Origin of the sequence: Nonomuraea sp. NPDC049309 (assembly GCF_043196965.1) — a bacterium.
In the GTDB taxonomy this organism is placed as follows: Bacteria; Actinomycetota; Actinomycetes; order Streptosporangiales; family Streptosporangiaceae; genus Nonomuraea; species Nonomuraea fastidiosa.
This window is the reverse complement of sequence record NZ_JBICSH010000001.1, coordinates 330,541-347,162: the sequence shown is the minus strand read 5'-3', so window position 1 is coordinate 347,162 and position 16,622 is coordinate 330,541. Positions and strand designations below refer to the sequence as shown.

The following is a 16,622-nucleotide window of genomic DNA, read 5'->3' as shown; positions in this document are numbered from 1 at the left end:
AAGCGAGACCATGACGAGCGACGCTGTGCCCGCATCCCGGCTGCTCATCGACGGCGAGGCGCGCGAGGAAACCGCGTTCCCGCACGTGTGGAGCGCCTGCATCGGAGCCGGGCGGGCCAACGAGGCCCTGCGCGCGGACTGGCAGCGGCAGTTCGCCGAGGTGGCCGCCGCACTCAACGTGAAGTACGTGCGCTTCCACGGCCTCTTCCACGACGACATGTTCGTCTACCGGGAGAGCTACGGCGGCGGCTTCGGCCCCGACAGCCCGCTCCCCTCCCCCGTCTACACCTTCTCCTACGTGGACAAGGTCTTCGACTTCCTGCTGGAGCAGGGCGTGCGGCCGTTCGTGGAGCTGGGCTTCATGCCGCGTGCCCTGGCCACCCAGACCGAGACGCTGTTCTGGTGGCGCGCGCACTGCAGCCCGCCCAAGGACATGGCGCGCTGGGCCGAGCTCGTCACCAGGACGGTCGAGCACTGGGTCGACCGGTACGGCCTGGACGAGGTGCGGCAGTGGCGCTTCGAGGTGTGGAACGAGCCGAACCTCGTCCCCCACTTCTGGACCGGCACCAAGACCCAGTACTTCGAGCTGTACGAGGCCACCGTGCGGGCCATCAAGGCGATCGACCCCGAGCTGAAGGTGGGCGGCCCGTCCACCAGCGTCTTCGTGCCCGACGACCGCTACAAGGGCGAGACCGAGGACCGCGCGGCGATGCTGGAGACGGCCGCCGCGACCGACGTGGACGCCCTCGACTGGCGGCCGGTGTGGATCGAGGAGTTCCTCGCCTGGTGCGCCGGGCGCGACCTGCCGGTCGACTTCGTCTCCACGCACCTGTACCCCACCGACTACGCCTACGGCGCCGACGGTCAGGCGGTGCAGATCACCCGGTACGCCGACGCCACGTACGACGACCTGACCCTGCTGCGCGCGCTGCTGCGCGACAGCGCCTACCCCGACGCGGAGATCCACATCACCGAGTGGTCCACCTCGCCGTCGTCGCGCGACTTCATCCACGACACGGTGTTCGCGGCCACCTCCATCACCCGCTCGTACGTCAAGTGCGCCTCGCTCGCCGACTCGATCTCCTACTGGACGTTCACCGACGTCTTCGAGGAGGGCGGGGCCGGCATCGGACCGTTCCACGGCGGGTTCGGCCTGGTCAACGAGGACGGCATCCACAAGCCGACCTATCACGCGTTCACCATGCTGGAACGGCTCGGCGACCGGCTGCTGCTCGCCACGCCCGACGGGGTGGTGACCCGCGACAGCCGCACCTCGGCCGTCTCGGCGGTGTTCTTCAACTACCCGGACGACATGGGGCTGAAGGGGCTGAGCGCGCGCGGCACGTACGCGGCGACCCGCGAGCTGGCCGCCGTCGGGCCGAGCCGCCGTATCCGCCACACGATCGAGGGCCTGGAGCCGGGCAGCACGTTCCTCGTCGAGGTGCTCGACTGGGAGCACGGCAACGTCGCCGAGGCGTGGTACGCCCTCGGCTCGCCGCTCAACCTCACCCGAGCGCAGCGCGAGCACCTGAGCAGGGCGGCCGACGCGCTGCGCACGTACGCGCTGACCGTGCCCGACGACGGCGTGCTCAAGCTCGACGTCGAGCTGCCGCCCTGGGCGGTGATGTCGCTGCGGCAGTCGGGACGGGAGGCCAGGGGCTAGCGTTGCAACCGCACCGGGGCGCTGGAGGCCTTGCGGCGGACCAGCCACGCCTCGGTGATGTGCGTGAACATCGCCTCGCTCGCCCCTTCGGGGTCGTGCGCGGCGATGCGCTCGTAGATGCGGCGATGGCCCTGATTGGAGGCCACGCACTGCGCGCGCTGGGGGTCGCCCATGTAGCGGGCGGTGTTGATGACCTGGCTCTCCAGCGCGCGCACGACTGCCCTGGCGATGCGGTTGCCGGACGCCTGCATGATCACGTCGTGGAAGGCGCGGTCGTGCTCGGCGTAGGTGACGTGGTCGTCCACCAGCTCGTCCATGCGATCGACCAGGGCGAGCAGCCTTTCGATGGTCTCCTCGCCGGCCAGCCGGGCGGCGAGGTAGGCCATGTCGGACTCGAGCAGGCGGCGCGTGACGACGAGGTCGTCGAGGATCGCCAGGCTCTCGTCCATGTCGATGGTGGCGGCGAGCACGAGCTCGTCGAGCATGTCCCACGACGTGGGCGGGGTGACCATGGTGCCGGCGCCCTGCCTGACCTGCACCAGGCCCTTCTCCTGCAGGATCTTCACCGCTTCGCGGACGACGGTCCTGCTCACCCCGAACGTCTCGCACAGCATGGGCTCGGGGGGCAGCGGCGTGCCGGACGGGTGCACGCCGCGCACGATGCGCTCCACCAGCTCCGCGGTCACCGCCCTGGCGAGATTGGCCGGCCTGCGCACCCACGCGGGCGGCACTGAGACGCCCCCAGGCGATTCCTGCGACGCCGTCATATCCCCCTCCCCACCAGCGCCACCGCCGGGGCGGCGCCCCGCCAGTATAGGCCACCCTCATTGACGTAATACGTCATACGAGTTACGTTTTCGTGGCATGCGGCCGGGGACGCCGACCGCGCTCTGGGGAGTGAAGCCATGAAGCAGCGATGCCTCTGGGCTGCCGCGCTCGCCGTCGGGCTGGCCCTGACAGGCTGCGGAAGCGCCGCACCGGCGCAGCCCTCATCCGAAAGCGCCACGAACAAGCTCGTCGTCTGGGACTGGAAGTCCGGTGAGCCGGGCGTGGCGTCCTACCTCGAAAAAGCGAAGGCCGACTTCGCCGCCAAGCACCCCGGCGTGACCGTCGAGTTCGTGGCCCAGCCGTACGACCAGTACTACACGCTGCTGGGCACGGCGGCTCAGTCCGGCAAGGGCCCCGACGTCATGCTGTTCAACGGCGGCGGGCAGCTGCGCGACCGCGTCGACATGCTGCTGCCGCTCGATCAGTACGTGGCCGCCGACAAGCAGCGGCTGGCCGGCTGGGACGCCTTCAGCAAGGACGGCACGATCTACGCCGCCCCGGTCACGCTGCAGGGCCACCCCGTCTACTACAACAAGGCGATCTACACCAAGGCCGGGCTCGACCCGGCAGACCCGCCGAAGACGTGGGAGGAGTTCGTCCGCGGCTGCGCCGCCATCAAGAAGGCCACCGGCGCCAGGTGCCTCGCGCTCGGCAACAAGGAGGGCTTCGGCATCCAGTTCTTCATGTCGGGGCTCGGGCCGGGCATCCTGACGCCGAAGGAGTACGACGACTGGATCGCGGGCAAGCGCGACTGGACCTCGCCCCACGTCAAGGAGATCTTCCGGCTCTGGAAGCAGGCCGAGGACGACGGCCTGAACACCGACGGCGCCAACTCCACCGCGCTGTTCAACGACGCCTTCGCCCTCTTCGACACCGGCAAGGCCGCCCACGTCATCGGGCTGATGTCGGACGTCGGCCACTGGAAGGACTTCGGCGAGTTCCTCGGCCCGGACAACGTCGGCGTCATGACCGCCCCCGTCGTCACCGACGGCGCCGAGCCCGTGCTGCCCTACGACGGCGGCATCGGCTACGGCATCGCCAAGACGGCCAAGGACCCGGCGCTCGCCGCCGACCTCGTACGGTCGCTGACCTCGACCGAGGCGCTGACCGCCTTCTCCGCCGACGCCGGCGCGATCACCTCCGACACCACCATCGAGGCCCCGCAGGACGCACCGGCCGTCGCCGCGATCGTGCCGCAGATCACCGGCGGCAAGCCCGCGCTGCACGTGGCGCTGTCCAGCAAGGTCCTGGACCTGATGGGCCGGCTCTCCCAGCAGCTGCTGAGCGGATCGGCCGACGTGGACGACGTCGTACGGCAGCTGGCCGCCGCGGACGAGGCGAGCTGACCGTGGCGGCCGGAACGACCTCACCCGCGCTGCGCCCCGGCCGGACCGGGCACGGGCGGCCGGGGCTGCCGCGGGGAGCGAGGGCCGAGCGGCTGGCGCCCTTCGTCCTGGTCGCGCCGGCCGTCCTCATCATCGTGGCGCTGCGGCTGTGGCCGCTGGTGCTGGGCGTCAACTTCTCCTTCACCGGAGACGGCGAGCGCAACGGCACCCCCGTCGGCTTCGACAACTACGCCGAGCTGCTGGGCGACCCGCTGTTTCGCACCGCGCTCGGCAACGTCGGGCTGCTCGTGCTGCTGCTACCGGTCGCGGTGGCGATCCCCGGCCTGCTGGCCATGTTCATCTACCTGAAGGTGCCCGGCCACCGCTTCTTCCGCAGCGTCTACTTCTTCCCCGCCGTGCTCTCCCCCGTGATCGTCGGCGCGATCTTCAACCTGATGCTCGGATACGACGGCCCGCTGAACACCGCGCTCGCCGCCTTCGGGCTCGGGCCCGTCGACTGGCTCGGCGACCCCGCGCTGGCCAGGTTCACGGTCATCGGCGTGCACATCTGGGCGACGTTCGGCATGGCGCTGGTGGTCTTCCTCGCCGGGTTCTCCACCCTCGACGCCGCCCTGCTGGACGCCGCCAGGATCGACGGCGCGTCGCTGCCGCGGATCATCTGGCACGTCATCATCCCGGGGCTGTCGCGCACCATCCAGTTCGTCGTCGTCACCACCATGATCGGAATGCTGACGTCCATGTTCGGCCTGCTGTACGTGATGACCAGCGGAGGGCCGGAGGGCTCGACGTACCTGCCGGAGTTCTACGTGTGGATCCAGCAGGGGCAGATGAACCGCCCGGCGCTCGCCTCGGCGGCCTCCACCGTCCTGTTCCTCATCATGCTCGTGGCCGGCATCGCGCAGGTGGCCATCCTGCGCCGGGCGGGGAGCGAGGACTGATGCCCGTCCTGCGTCTGGGCCGCTGGCTGGCCGCCGTACCGATGGCGCTGCTCGCGCTGGCCACCGTCTATCCCCTGCTGTTCACCGCCAACGTGGCCATGAAGACCCGGCGGGAGTACATCCTCGACCGGTTCTCCCCCGCCGACGGCCTGCACCTCGACAACATCGCCGCGGCGTGGAGCAGCGTCGGCATGGCGCGCTACTTCGCCAACTCGCTCATCGTCGTCACGGCGTCGGTGGTGGTGCTGCTGCTCGTCGGGTCGATGGCCGGGTTCGCGCTGAGCCAGTTGCGCTTCCGCGGCTCGTCGGCGCTGTTCCTCGGCTGCCTGGCGGCGCTGTTCATCCCGTTCCAAGTGATCATGGTGCCGCTGGTCAAGGTGATGGCCGACACCGGGCTCATCGACACCTATCCGGGGCTGATCCTCGCCTACGTCGCGCAGTTCCTGCCCTTCACCGTCTTCCTCATGACCAGCCACTACCGGACCATCCCGGCCGACATCGTGCACGCGGCCCGCATCGACGGCAACTCCACCTACGGCGTCTACCGGCGGATCATGATCCCGCTCGGCGCTCCCGCCCTGCTCTCCGTCGGCATCCTGGACGCGCTGTTCTGCTGGAACGACGTGCTCATCGCGCTGCTGATGATGCCCTCGCCGGAACACCGCACGCTCATGGTCGGCGTGACCTCGCTGCGCGGGCAGTACTCCGACAACATCCCCCAGTTCGCCTCCGGGGTGCTCATCGCCGCGATACCCGTTCTGCTGATCTATCTGTTCCTCCAGCGCCAGATCGCCGACGGGGTCACCGCCGGCTCCACGAAGGGCTGACATGCGAATCTCGGGGTATCGGACGTTGACGACGGTGCAGGCGTGGGGCCGTCCGGTCGGTGACGCCAACGGCGTGCACGCCGGCGGGAACGTGGCCGTGCCGATCGTCCTGGTGGACACCGACGAGGGCATCACCGGCGTCGGCCTCGGGCCGCACGCCCACCTCGACGCCGTGTTCCACGCGATCGAAGGCGAGGATCCACGCGCCGTCACCGCGCTTTATGACCGCATGCTGCGGCGGACGTTCAAAGCCGGGCACGCGGGCGCGGTCTTCGGCGCCATCGGCGCGCTCGACACCGCGCTGTGGGACATCAAGGCGCAGGCGGCGGGCGAGCCGCTGTGGCGGCTGCTCGGAGGCCGCGACCGGCGGGTGCCCGCGTACGCGTCCGCGCTGGACATCGCGCTGACCGACGACGAGCTCGTCTCCGTCCACCAGGAGTACGCCGCGCGCGGGCTGCGCGCGGCCAAGCTGAAGGGCGGCCTCGACGTCGACCGCGACCGGCGCCGCCTGGAGCTGGTCCGCGACGTGCTGACCGAGGCGGGGCACGGCGCCCGGCCCGCGCTCATGCTCGACGCGAACGAGACCTGGCACCGCAAGCAGGCGGTCCGGCACGTCGCCGAACTGGAGCGCACGCTCGACCTGGCGTGGATCGAGGAGCCGGTACGGCGCTGGGACGCCGAAGGGCTGGCCGCCGTCGGGCGCGGGATCCGCGCCTCGGTCGCGACGGGCGAGAACCTCACCGGCCTCGACCAGTACCGGCCGCTGCTGGCCGCGGGCGCGGTGGACATCGTGCAGGCCGCCGCCGTGTGGGGCGTCACCCACTTCCTGCGCGTCGCCACGCTGGCGCACGCCCACGACCTGCCGGTCAGCCCGATCGGCACCACCCCGATCGGGCTGCTGCACGCCGCCACAGCGGTGCCGAACCACCTGGTCAGCGAGCTGCAGGACCTGCATCCCCCGCTCGGGATCGCGGTGGACGTGACCGTCGAGGACGGCGCGTTCGTCCTGGGCGACTCTCCCGGCCTCGGCATCACCGTCGACGAGACCGCGATCGCCGCGCCTCCCCCACCGCGGGACGGCACCCCCGACGTGCGTCCGGAGCGCGCCGGCCTGCGGCTGCTCAGTCCCCCGTCATGACGGAACCTCCGGAAGAAAAGGAGAATCCCGTGCATCCACCTCTCACCCCCCGCGGGCGAACGCCGGCCGTGGCGTCCGCCGCCTTACTGATCGCCGGCGGGCTCATCGCCGGCCCCGCCGCCGCACCCGCCCAGGCCGCACCGGCGCGGACCATCGTCGTCGCGCCCACCGGAGCCGAGAACGCCGACGACAGCGGCCCCGGCAACGCCGCCAAGCCGCTGGCCACCCTCCAGGAGGCGCAGCGCCGGGCCCGCGCGGCGGCTGCCGAAGGCCGTGACGTCACCGTCGAGCTGCTCGACGGCACGTACCGGCTGACCGAGCCGCTGCGGTTCGGCGCCGCCGACTCCGGCAGGAAGGGCCGCGTCGTGACCTGGAAGGCGGCGCGCGGAGCCAAGCCCGTGCTGAGCGGCGCCCGCCCCGTCACCGGCTGGACGCTCGACGACCCCGGCAAGGGCGTCTACAAGGCGCAGGTCGGCACGGACGCCGACAGCCGGCAGCTCTACGTGGACGGCGCCCTCGCCCAGCGGGCCCGCATCGAGCTGCCCCGCGACTCCATCACGCTCACCGCGACCGGCTTCACCCTCGACGACCCCGATCTGGCCTACCTCGCCGATCTGCCCGACCAGCAGCGCATCGAGCTGCAGGCGAAGCTGTCGTTCACCAACCGCTTCGCGCCCGTGCAGCGCATCTCCGGCACCACGGTCGTCATGCAGCAGCCGGCCTGGGACAACAACACCTTCGGCTACGACACCATCCAGTCGCCGCTGCGCACCCCCACCTTCTACCTGCAGAACTCCCTGGCCTTCCTCGACGAGCCCGGCGAGTGGTACCTCGACAGGAGCTCCGGGACCGTCTACTACAAGCCGCTGCCCGGCCAGGACATGTCCAGCGCGAAGGTGGAGCTGCCCCGCCTGGAGACGCTGCTGGAGATCGGCGGCACGTACGACGAGCCCGCACGCAACCTCCGCTTCGAAGGCCTGACCTTCACCGGCACCACGTGGCTGCAGCCCGGCACCCAGGAGGGCTACGCCAACCAGCAGACCGGCACGTTCATCGCCGGCGTGCAGGAGCACCGGCCGGACGACGCGTTCACCTCGTGCGCCTTCGGCTGCAAGGGCTTCGAGGGCGCGCGCAACAACTGGTCGCAGACGCCCGCCGCGGTGCAGGTGTCGGCCGCCGAGCACATCACCTTCACCGGCGACACGTTCGTCAACCTCGGCTCGGTCGGGCTCGGCATCGGCAACGACGCCAACGCGCACGCCACCGGGGTCGGGCTGGGCGCGCACGACGTGACCGTCACGGGCAGCACGTTCACCGCGAGCGCCGGCGGCGGCATCGTCGTCGGCGGCGTACGGCCGGACGCGCACCACCCGTCCGACCCGCGGATGATCAACAAGGACATCCGCATCAGCGGCAACCGCATCTACTCCACCGCCCGCGAGTTCCTCGACCAGGACGGCATCTTCGCCAGCTACGTCACCCGGCTGACCATCGAGCACAACGAGGTCGGCGACATGCCGTACACCGGCATCGGGGTCGGCTTCGGCTGGGGCGCCAACGACCCGGGCGGCAGCCCCGAGTACATCAACCGCGGCCTGTACGACTTCCAGCCCATCTACGACACGCCGACCACGTCCACCGAGGTCACGATCACGGGCAACCACGTGCACGACGTCGTGCACACGATGTTCGACGCCGGCTGCATCTACACACTCTCCGCGATGCCCCGCAGCCGGATCGAGGGCAACCACTGCGAGAAGAGCGGGCAGCTCGGCCTGTACTTCGACGAGGGCTCCCGGTACATCTCGGCGAGCCGCAACGTCTTCGTCGGCACCGCCGCCCAGTGGGCGCACGCCAACAACCAGAACGGCAACCGCACCGGCGACCTCACGCTGACCGGCAACTACACGACGAACCCCGCCATCACGGGGCTGGTGGACGGCGAGCGCGGCAACACCGTGCGCGACAACACCACCGTCACCGCCGGCGACCTGCCCGCCGAAGCCAAGAAGATCATCGACCAGGCCGGCCCCACCGGCGAGAACGCGCACTGATCGCCATCGGAAACGAGGCAACGCCCGCGCCGGGCGGCCCGCTCGCGAACCGTCGGGCCGCCCGGCGCGGCCCTGCTCTCCCACCCGCCGCCCACCTGCCGCGCGCCGCGGCGACGACCACGACCGGCACACCCGTCCGCCCGCCGGGACGGTGGTCCCCGGTCCCCGGGCGTGGCGGTTCCGGGGATGCCGAGCGCGGCGGCGACGTCGCAGGAAGTGCGGCGAGGTCGGGCCCGGCCGCCCCTCCCCGGGTGGTGGCGACCGGCACGATGGACGCGGCGCGGGCTCGTCGGGCGAGAGCGGCCGGGTCGGCGCCCGCACATCGGGCCGCCGCCGTCACCGGTGCTCAGCCCGTTGCGGCGATCGCCCCCGTGCCGCCCGCGCTCGTGCCGCCCGTGCCTGCGCCCGGCGCAGCCGGCTTGAAGCCGGCCGGCGCGTCTCGCACATGGGTGCGCCCGCGCCGGAAGTCGTCCTCTCGCTTCCGGCGCGGGCGGGCCTTGCGGGGTTTCAGGTGGTGTACGACCAGCGCTGGTTGTCGCCGCCGTGGCAGGTGTAGAGCTGCAGGCCGGTGCCGTTGGCCGTGCCCTGGCCTATCGCATCCAGGCACAGGTTCGACTGCACGCCGGTGATCGTGCCGTCGGAGTTGATGCGCCACTTCTGGTTGTCGCCACCGTGGCAGGAGTAGATCTGGATGCGGGCGCCGTTGCTGCTGCCTCCGGCGTCCAGGCACTTGTTGCCGTAGACGCGCAGCTCACCGGAGTCGGTCTGGGTCCACTGCTGGTTGGTCCCGCCGTTGCAGTCCCACAGCTGGACGGCGGTGCCGTCGGAGGTGGAGCCGTTCGGCACGTCGATGCAGCGGCCCGAGCCCACGCCCCTGATCTGTCCCTCGCCCTCACCGGGCGTGGGCGTGGTGCCGCCGCCGCCGTCGAGGCCGAAGAAGCTGATGGCGTACGCGGCCATCCCGGTGTGCGGCAGGTCGTGCCCGGCGCCGTTGACCGTGTACGCCTCGACCTGCCCCGAGCCGTAGACGCTCCGGGTCCAGCCGGGCTGCGGGCTGTCGGTGGAGGTGGGGGTCTGGCTCAGCCCGTGCACGTTCGTCCACTGGTCCACCTCCTCCTGCAGCATCGAGTACGGCAGGACGGAGTCGTTGGTGCCGTGCCAGGCCATCACGCGCGGCCAGGGACCGCTGTAGCCGGGGTAGGCGTTCCTGACCAGGTCGCCCCACTGCTGCGGCGACTTGTCCCCGCAGCCGGTCGGGCCGAGGCAGCTGTACGGCACGCCCGAGAACGGCGCGCCGGCCTTGAACACGTCGGGGTACGTGGCGAGCAGGTTGAGCGTCTCCATCGCGCCGGAGGAGAAGCCGGTGGCGAAGACGCGGTCGGGGTCGGCGCCGTGCTGCTGGAGCACGTACGTCACCATGGAGACGATCGAGACGGGGTCGCTGCCGCCGCCGTGGCGCAGTGCCTCGTCCGACCAGACGTCGAAGCAGTTCGACATGCCGTTGGCGCTCTTGGTGGCCTGCGGGTAGATGACGATGAAGCCGTAGCGGTCGGCGAGCGAGGCGAACTCCGTGCCCTGGTGGAAGCCCTGCGCCCAGCCGTTGCAGCCGTGCATCGCCACCAGCACTCCCGGCCGTTCCGCGAGCCGGTCCGGCACGTAGAGGTACATGCGCAGGCCGCCGGGGTTGTCGCCGAAGTTCGTCACCTCGGTCAGCGTCGCCGCCGACGCGCGCGGGGCGGTGGTCAGGAACATGGCCAGGCCCGTCGCGAGCGCCGCGACGAGCGCCACCAGACCGGCCGTCAGGCCGGTGCACCTTCTCATAGCCGTACGTCCTTTCTGGGGGGTCGCCGTCTCCGGCGGCGGACGTGCTGTTAGCGCTAACAAGCGGTGCCCGGATCCCCGGGCGGTGGAATGGTGGTGGCGCACGGAGCAAATCCCGGACCGAAACCTCCTGTCAAGGGCCCGAGGACCGCCGCGCGCGGGCACGCGCCCGGTTCAGGGCGCCTACCTGCCGATACGCCGCACACATCCCCTTCCTCGAAGGTGAAAGTTTCATGGGCGGCACCGGCCCGCCGAAAGTTTCAAAGATCTGGAAGTGGAGTTCGGCCACGGTATCGCGGCCCTGTGGGAGCAGATCGTTCCCGAAAGTTTCTCTGAATCCTTGACAACTTTCGGAGCGCTTCCCACACTGAGACCGCACGACGATCTCCCCTGCCAGAACGGTGGTGGCGGCAGGGGCGCCGTCTCGACGCCGCGGTCTTTCCGCGTGCGCCGTGCCGCGGGTGTCCCGCGCACTCCCTTCCCCCCGATATTCACATGGAGGCTCAGGCATGAGCGTCGACGCCATGTCCCCACCCCCCGCCCGGCAGCCGTCCGGCGGGCGCAGACGCAGGCTGATCACCGGTCTGATCAGCGCGATCGGCGCCGCCGGCGTGGTCGCGGCGATGACGCTGGCCACCCCCGCGCAGGCGGCGGAGAGCACGCTGGCCGCAGCGGCAGGGCAGACGGGCCGCTACTTCGGCACCGCCATCGCCGGAAGCAAGCTCGGCGACTCGCAGTACACGACGATCGCGAACCGCGAGTTCAACATGATCACCGCCGAGAACGAGATGAAGATCGACGCCACCGAACCGAACCGGGGGCAGTTCAACTTCAGCGCCGGCGACCAGATCTACAACTGGGCCGTGCAGAACGGCAAGCGGGTCCGCGGTCACACCCTGGCCTGGCACAGCCAGCAGCCGTACTGGATGCAGCAGCTCGAGGGCTACGAGCTGCGCCAGGCGATGATCAACCACATCAACGGCGTGGTGGGCCACTACAAGGGCAAGATCTACGCCTGGGACGTGGTGAACGAGGCGTTCGACGACGGCAACTCCGGCGCCCGGCGCAACTCCAACCTGCAGCGCACCGGCAACGACTGGATCGAGGTGGCCTTCCGCACCGCCCGCGAAGCCGACCCGGACGCCAAGCTCTGCTACAACGACTACAACATCGACAACTGGAACTGGGCCAAGACGCAGGCCGTGTACAACATGGTCAGGGACTTCAAGTCCCGCGGCGTGCCGATCGACTGCGTCGGCCTGCAGTCCCACTTCAACAGCAACAGCCCGTACAACCCGAACTACCGGACGACCATCCAGAGCTTCGCGGCCCTGGGCGTGGACGTGCAGATCACCGAGCTGGACATCCAGGGCGGCTCGGCCTCGACGTACGCGAGCGTCGTGAATGACTGCCTGGCGGTGGAGCGCTGCACCGGCATCACGGTCTGGGGCGTGCGCGACACCGACTCCTGGCTCGGCTCCGGGGCGAGCGCGCTGCTCTTCGACGGCAACGGCAACAAGAAGGCCGCCTACAACGCGGTGCTGGACGCGCTCAACGGCGGCGACAGCTCCGAGCCGCCGGTCGACGGCGACGAGGGGACGATCAGGGGCGTAGGCTCGGGCCGCTGCATCGACGTGCCGAACGGCTCCACCTCCGACGGCACCGCCGTCCAGCTCTATGACTGCAACGGCGGCTCCAACCAGCAGTGGACCCAGACCTCCGACGGCGAGCTGCGGATCTTCGGCAACAAGTGCCTGGACGCCGGAGGCAGCAGCAACGGCGCCCGCATCCAGATCTACTCCTGCTGGGGCGGCGACAACCAGAAGTGGCGCATCAACTCCGACGGCACCATCACCGGCGTGCAGTCGAACCTGTGCCTCGACGCCATAGGCCAGGGCACCGCCAACGGCACCGGCCTGCAGCTCTACACCTGCCACGGCGGCGACAACCAGAAGTGGACCTACACCTCAGGGTCCTGACGATCTCTCGTCCCGGCCCCGCAACGGGCGGTGCCGGGACGAGAATGGCGCGGCCGGCGGCCCATCCCCTTCCGGGACGGGAGCCGGTCGCCGGCCGTCGCCGCAACTTAACCGATCAAGGCATGAAAATTTCAACGGATCGCAGCGCTCACGCGGCCGAATGAAAGGCCAGGTCAGGCCGCGCTCGCCGCGGTGAGCGCGGGCACGCCGGTGACCGCCGCCGTTGACGCCGGACCCGCGCCTCGGATGTACTCCCGACGACGCGCCCGAAGGAGGAGGGTCACGGCTTCATGCGACACGAAATGTTAGCGCTAACAACAGCATCCGAGTCGCGTACCTTCCGCGCCGGCACCTCGGGCACCCGGACCGACGACCACCCCTGGAGGTCCCCGTGAGGCGCGCGCTCGCGATCCTCTCGTCCCTCGTGCTCATCGGCGTGCTGTTCACGCCCCAGGCGGCGACGGCCGCGACGGTCGACACCAACGCCTGGTACGTCCTGATCAACCGCAACAGCGGCAAGGCGCTCGACGTCTACAACCTCGCCACCAACGACGGCGCCCGCATCACCCAGTGGACCCGTAACGACCAGAACCAGCAGCAGTGGCAGTTCGTCGACTCCGGCGACGGCTACTACCGCATCAAGTCCCGCCACTCCGGCAAGGTCCTCGACGTCTCCGACTACTCCACCGCCAACGGCGCACCCGTCGTCCAGTGGAGCGACCACAACGGCACCAACCAGCAGTGGCGCCTGGCCGACAGCTCCGACGGCTACGTGCGCCTCATCAACCGCAACAGCGACAAGGCTCTCGAAGTGCAGAACGCCTCCACCGACGACGGCGCGAACATCGTCCAGTACGACGACTGGGGCGGCGCCAACCAGCAGTGGCAGCTCGTCCCCGTCAACGGCGGCGGCGACCCGAACCCCGGCGACACCTACACCAACCCGGTCGTCTGGCAGGACTTCGCCGACGGCGACATCATCCGGGTCGGCGACACCTACTACTACTCGGCCTCGACCATGCACTACTCGCCGGGCGCGCCGATCCTGCGCTCGTACAACCTGGTCGACTGGGAGTACGCCGGGCACTCGGTGCCGCGGCTCGACTTCGACTCCAGCGCCTACGACCTCAGCGGCGGCCGGGCGTACGTGAAGGGCATCTGGGCCTCGACGCTCAACTACCGGCCCAGCAACGCCACCTTCTACTGGATCGGCTGCATCGAGTTCAACCGCACCTACGTCTACACCGCCACCGCCGTGGACGGCACCTGGACCAAGCGCTCGCAGATCAACAACTGCTACTACGACGCCGGCCTGCTGATCGACGACGACGACACCATGTACGTCGCCTACGGCAACACCACGATCAGCGTCGCCCAGCTGTCCGCCGACGGCTTCAGCCAGGTGCGGGCCCAGCAGGTGTTCCAGACGCCGAGCAGCGTCGGCACCCTCGAGGGCGCCCGCTTCTACAAGCGCAACGGCTACTACTACATCTGGCTCACCCGGCCGGCCAACGGCCAGTACGTGCTGCGCTCCACCTCGCCGTGGGGCCCGTACGAGATGCGCGAGGTCCTGCTGAACCTGCCCGGCCCCATCTCCGGCGGCGGCGTGCCGCACCAGGGCGGGCTGGTCCAGACGCAGAACGGCGACTGGTACTACATGGCGTTCATCGACGCCTACCCCGGCGGCCGGGTCCCGGCGCTCGCGCCGATCACCTGGAGCGGCGACTGGCCGGTGCTGCAGACCGTCAACGGCACGTGGGGCGCCACCTACCCCAAGCCGAACATCCAGACGGACAAGACCGTGGCGTCCATGATCGGCCCCGACACGTTCACATCCAGCAGCCTCGGGCCCCGCTGGGAGTGGAACCACAACCCCGACACCAGCCGCTTCTCCACCGGCGACGGCCTGCGCCTGCAGACCGCGACCGTCACCGACGACCTCTACAACGCCCGCAACACGCTGACCCACCGCATCCAGGGGCCGGCGTCCACGGCGACGATCGAGCTGGACTACTCGCAGATGGCCGACGGCGACCGCGCGGGACTCGCGATGCTGCGCGACCAGTCGGCGTGGATCGGCGTCAAGCGCGACAACGGCGCTACCCGCGTCGTCATGACCGACGGCCTCACGATGGACGGCTCGTGGCAGACCACCGGCACCGGCTACGAGGTGGCGAGCGCGCCCGTCTCGGGCGGGCGGATCTGGCTGCGGGTCAGCGCCGACGTGCGGCCCGGGTCCGGCAGGCAGGCGAGCTTCTCCTACAGCACCGACGGCAGCACGTTCGTGAGCCTCGGCCGGGCGTTCACGCTCAACAACGCCTGGCAGTTCTTCATGGGCTACCGCTTCGGGATCTTCAACTACGCCACCCGGTCGCTCGGCGGCGAAGTGACCGTACGCCGCTTCGACCTCACCGCACCCTGACGAACCCATCGAGAAAGGCGGCTTCCATGAAGCGCAGACCCCTGTCCTTACTCGCGGCCCTGGCCACGTTGCTGGCGAGCCTGCTCGTCGCGCTCCAGACGGAGACGGCGCACGCGGCCGGCGTCGACACCAACGCCTGGTACGTCCTGATCAACCGCAACAGCGGCAAGGCGCTCGACGTCTACAACCTCGCCACCAACGACGGCGCCCGCATCACCCAGTGGACCCGTAACGACCAGAACCAGCAGCAGTGGCAGTTCGTCGACTCCGGCGACGGCTACTACCGCATCAAGTCCCGCCACTCCGGCAAGGTCCTCGACGTCTACAACTTCTCCACCGCCAACGGCGGCGAAATCGTGCAGTGGTCCGACCACAACGGCACCAACCAGCAGTGGCGCCTGGCCGACAGCTCCGACGGCTACGTGCGCTTCATCAACCGCAACAGCGGCAAGGCGCTCGAGGTGCAGGGCGGCTCGACCGCCGACGGCGCGAACATCGTCCAGTACGACGACTGGGGCGGCGCCAACCAGCAGTGGCAGCTCGTCCGCGTCGACGGCGGCGGCGATGAGAACCCCGGCGAGTGCGACCTGCCGTCGAGCTACCGCTGGACCTCCACCGGCCCGCTGGCCACGCCGCGCTCCGGCTGGGTGTCGCTCAAGGACTTCACCGTCGCCCCGTACAACGGCCAGCACCTGGTGTACGCGACCACGCACGACTACGGCACGCGCTGGGGCTCGATGAACTTCAGCCCGTTCAGCGACTGGTCGCAGATGGCGTCGGCGAGCCAGAACGCCATGAACAACAGCACGGTCGCGCCTACCCTGTTCTACTTCGCGCCGAAGAACATCTGGGTGCTCGCCTACCAGTGGGGCAGCACGCCCTTCTCGTACCGGACCTCGACCGACCCCACCAACCCGAACGGCTGGTCGGCCGAGCAGCCGCTGTTCACCGGCAGCATCTCCGACTCCGGCACCGGGCCCATCGACCAGACGCTGATCGCCGACGACACGACCATGTACCTGTTCTTCGCCGGTGACAACGGCAAGATCTACCGGGCCAGCATGCCGATCGGCAACTTCCCCGGCAACTTCGGCTCGTCCTCGACGGTCATCATGAGCGACTCGACCAACAACCTGTTCGAGGCCGTCCAGGTCTACAAGCTGAAGGGCCAGAACAAGTACCTCATGCTGGTCGAGGCGATCGGCTCGCAGGGCCGCTACTTCCGCTCGTTCACGGCCACCAGCCTGAACGGGACGTGGACGCCGCAGGCGGCGAGCGAGAGCAACCCGTTCGCCGGCAAGGCCAACAGCGGCGCCACCTGGACGAACGACATCAGCCACGGCGAGCTGATCCGGGCCAGCGCCGACCAGACCTTCACCGTCGACCCCTGCAACCTGCAGCTCCTCTACCAGGGCCGCGACCCCAACTCGGGCGGCGACTACGGCCTCCTCCCCTACCGCCCCGGCCTGCTGACCCTGCAGCGCTGACGGCGTGACCGGCTGACGTGCGGGCCGGGGCCGGTGCGGCCCCGGCCCGCCGTTGCGTCGCCCCCCGGCCCGCCGTTGCGTCGCCGCCCCGTTCGCCGAAAGTTAAGGTCGAGAACGCC

General features: G+C 70.0%; 11 protein-coding genes. 9 read left to right on the top strand and 2 right to left on the bottom strand.

All coding sequences use genetic code 11. The features are described 5' to 3' along the window. Window positions 1–10 precede the first annotated feature (10 nt). Window positions 11–1,663, top strand: coding sequence for a beta-xylosidase (locus tag ACGFIM_RS01625; RefSeq protein ID WP_393192890.1), 1,653 nt, complete (start codon window positions 11–13; stop codon window positions 1,661–1,663). Here ACGFIM_RS01625 and ACGFIM_RS01620 read toward each other — a convergent pair. After that, entirely contained in the window at window positions 1,660–2,430 is a 771-nt protein-coding gene (locus tag ACGFIM_RS01620; protein ID WP_393192887.1) for a FadR/GntR family transcriptional regulator, read from the bottom strand. The two genes, ACGFIM_RS01625 and ACGFIM_RS01620, sit on opposite strands and share 4 nt — an antisense overlap. 138 nt (window positions 2,431–2,568) lie before the next feature. Here ACGFIM_RS01620 and ACGFIM_RS01615 point away from each other — a divergent pair, with 138 nt between their 5' ends. From ACGFIM_RS01615 to ACGFIM_RS01595, 5 genes are read left to right on the top strand one after another with little or no spacing between them, the layout of a single operon-like run. Then, complete coding sequence (locus ACGFIM_RS01615) at window positions 2,569–3,837, top strand: ABC transporter substrate-binding protein (RefSeq protein WP_393192884.1); 1,269 nt, start codon at window positions 2,569–2,571, stop codon at window positions 3,835–3,837. A gap of 2 nt (window positions 3,838–3,839) precedes the next feature. Next, window positions 3,840–4,775: a carbohydrate ABC transporter permease gene (locus ACGFIM_RS01610; protein WP_393192881.1), complete on the top strand. Its 936-nt coding sequence runs from the start codon at window positions 3,840–3,842 to the stop codon at window positions 4,773–4,775. After that, a complete protein-coding gene (locus ACGFIM_RS01605) occupies window positions 4,775–5,602 on the top strand; it encodes a carbohydrate ABC transporter permease (protein WP_393192878.1) in 828 nt (275 codons plus the stop codon). The genes ACGFIM_RS01610 and ACGFIM_RS01605 overlap by 1 nt, the downstream gene beginning before the upstream one ends. Window position 5,603: 1 nt before the next feature. After that, window positions 5,604–6,740 carry a mandelate racemase/muconate lactonizing enzyme family protein gene (locus tag ACGFIM_RS01600; RefSeq protein WP_393192875.1) on the top strand — a complete coding sequence of 379 codons (1,137 nt, stop codon included), beginning with the start codon at window positions 5,604–5,606 and terminating at the stop codon, window positions 6,738–6,740. A gap of 29 nt (window positions 6,741–6,769) precedes the next feature. Then, entirely contained in the window at window positions 6,770–8,794 is a 2,025-nt protein-coding gene (locus tag ACGFIM_RS01595; protein ID WP_393192872.1) for a hypothetical protein, read from the top strand. A 507-nt stretch (window positions 8,795–9,301) separates the two neighbouring features. Here ACGFIM_RS01595 and ACGFIM_RS01590 read toward each other — a convergent pair. Beyond that, complete coding sequence (locus ACGFIM_RS01590; protein WP_393192869.1) at window positions 9,302–10,615, bottom strand: PHB depolymerase family esterase; 1,314 nt, start codon at window positions 10,613–10,615, stop codon at window positions 9,302–9,304. A gap of 509 nt (window positions 10,616–11,124) precedes the next feature. Between ACGFIM_RS01590 and ACGFIM_RS01585 the strand changes: the two genes are divergently transcribed. From ACGFIM_RS01585 to ACGFIM_RS01575, 3 genes are all read left to right on the top strand, one after another. After that, complete coding sequence (locus ACGFIM_RS01585) at window positions 11,125–12,594, top strand: endo-1,4-beta-xylanase (RefSeq protein ID WP_393192866.1); 1,470 nt, start codon at window positions 11,125–11,127, stop codon at window positions 12,592–12,594. Between the two features lie 391 nt (window positions 12,595–12,985). Further along, entirely contained in the window at window positions 12,986–15,016 is a 2,031-nt protein-coding gene (locus ACGFIM_RS01580; protein ID WP_393192863.1) for an RICIN domain-containing protein, read from the top strand. Between the two features lie 26 nt (window positions 15,017–15,042). Further along, window positions 15,043–16,503 carry a non-reducing end alpha-L-arabinofuranosidase family hydrolase gene (locus tag ACGFIM_RS01575; protein ID WP_393192860.1) on the top strand — a complete coding sequence of 487 codons (1,461 nt, stop codon included), beginning with the start codon at window positions 15,043–15,045 and terminating at the stop codon, window positions 16,501–16,503. Window positions 16,504–16,622 lie beyond the last annotated feature (119 nt).

Excerpts from the sequence above, each read along its gene's own strand:
- ACGFIM_RS01625 (WP_393192890.1), top strand. The coding sequence starts at position 11 with ATGACGAGCGACGCTGTGCCCGCATCCCGGCTGCTCATCGACGGCGAG.
- ACGFIM_RS01620 (WP_393192887.1), bottom strand. The coding sequence starts at position 2,430 with ATGACGGCGTCGCAGGAATCGCCTGGGGGCGTCTCAGTGCCGCCCGCG.
- ACGFIM_RS01615 (WP_393192884.1), top strand. The coding sequence starts at position 2,569 with ATGAAGCAGCGATGCCTCTGGGCTGCCGCGCTCGCCGTCGGGCTGGCC.
- ACGFIM_RS01605 (WP_393192878.1), top strand. The coding sequence starts at position 4,775 with ATGCCCGTCCTGCGTCTGGGCCGCTGGCTGGCCGCCGTACCGATGGCG.
- ACGFIM_RS01600 (WP_393192875.1), top strand. The coding sequence starts at position 5,604 with ATGCGAATCTCGGGGTATCGGACGTTGACGACGGTGCAGGCGTGGGGC.
- ACGFIM_RS01590 (WP_393192869.1), bottom strand. The coding sequence starts at position 10,615 with ATGAGAAGGTGCACCGGCCTGACGGCCGGTCTGGTGGCGCTCGTCGCG.
- ACGFIM_RS01585 (WP_393192866.1), top strand. The coding sequence starts at position 11,125 with ATGAGCGTCGACGCCATGTCCCCACCCCCCGCCCGGCAGCCGTCCGGC.
- ACGFIM_RS01575 (WP_393192860.1), top strand. The coding sequence starts at position 15,043 with ATGAAGCGCAGACCCCTGTCCTTACTCGCGGCCCTGGCCACGTTGCTG.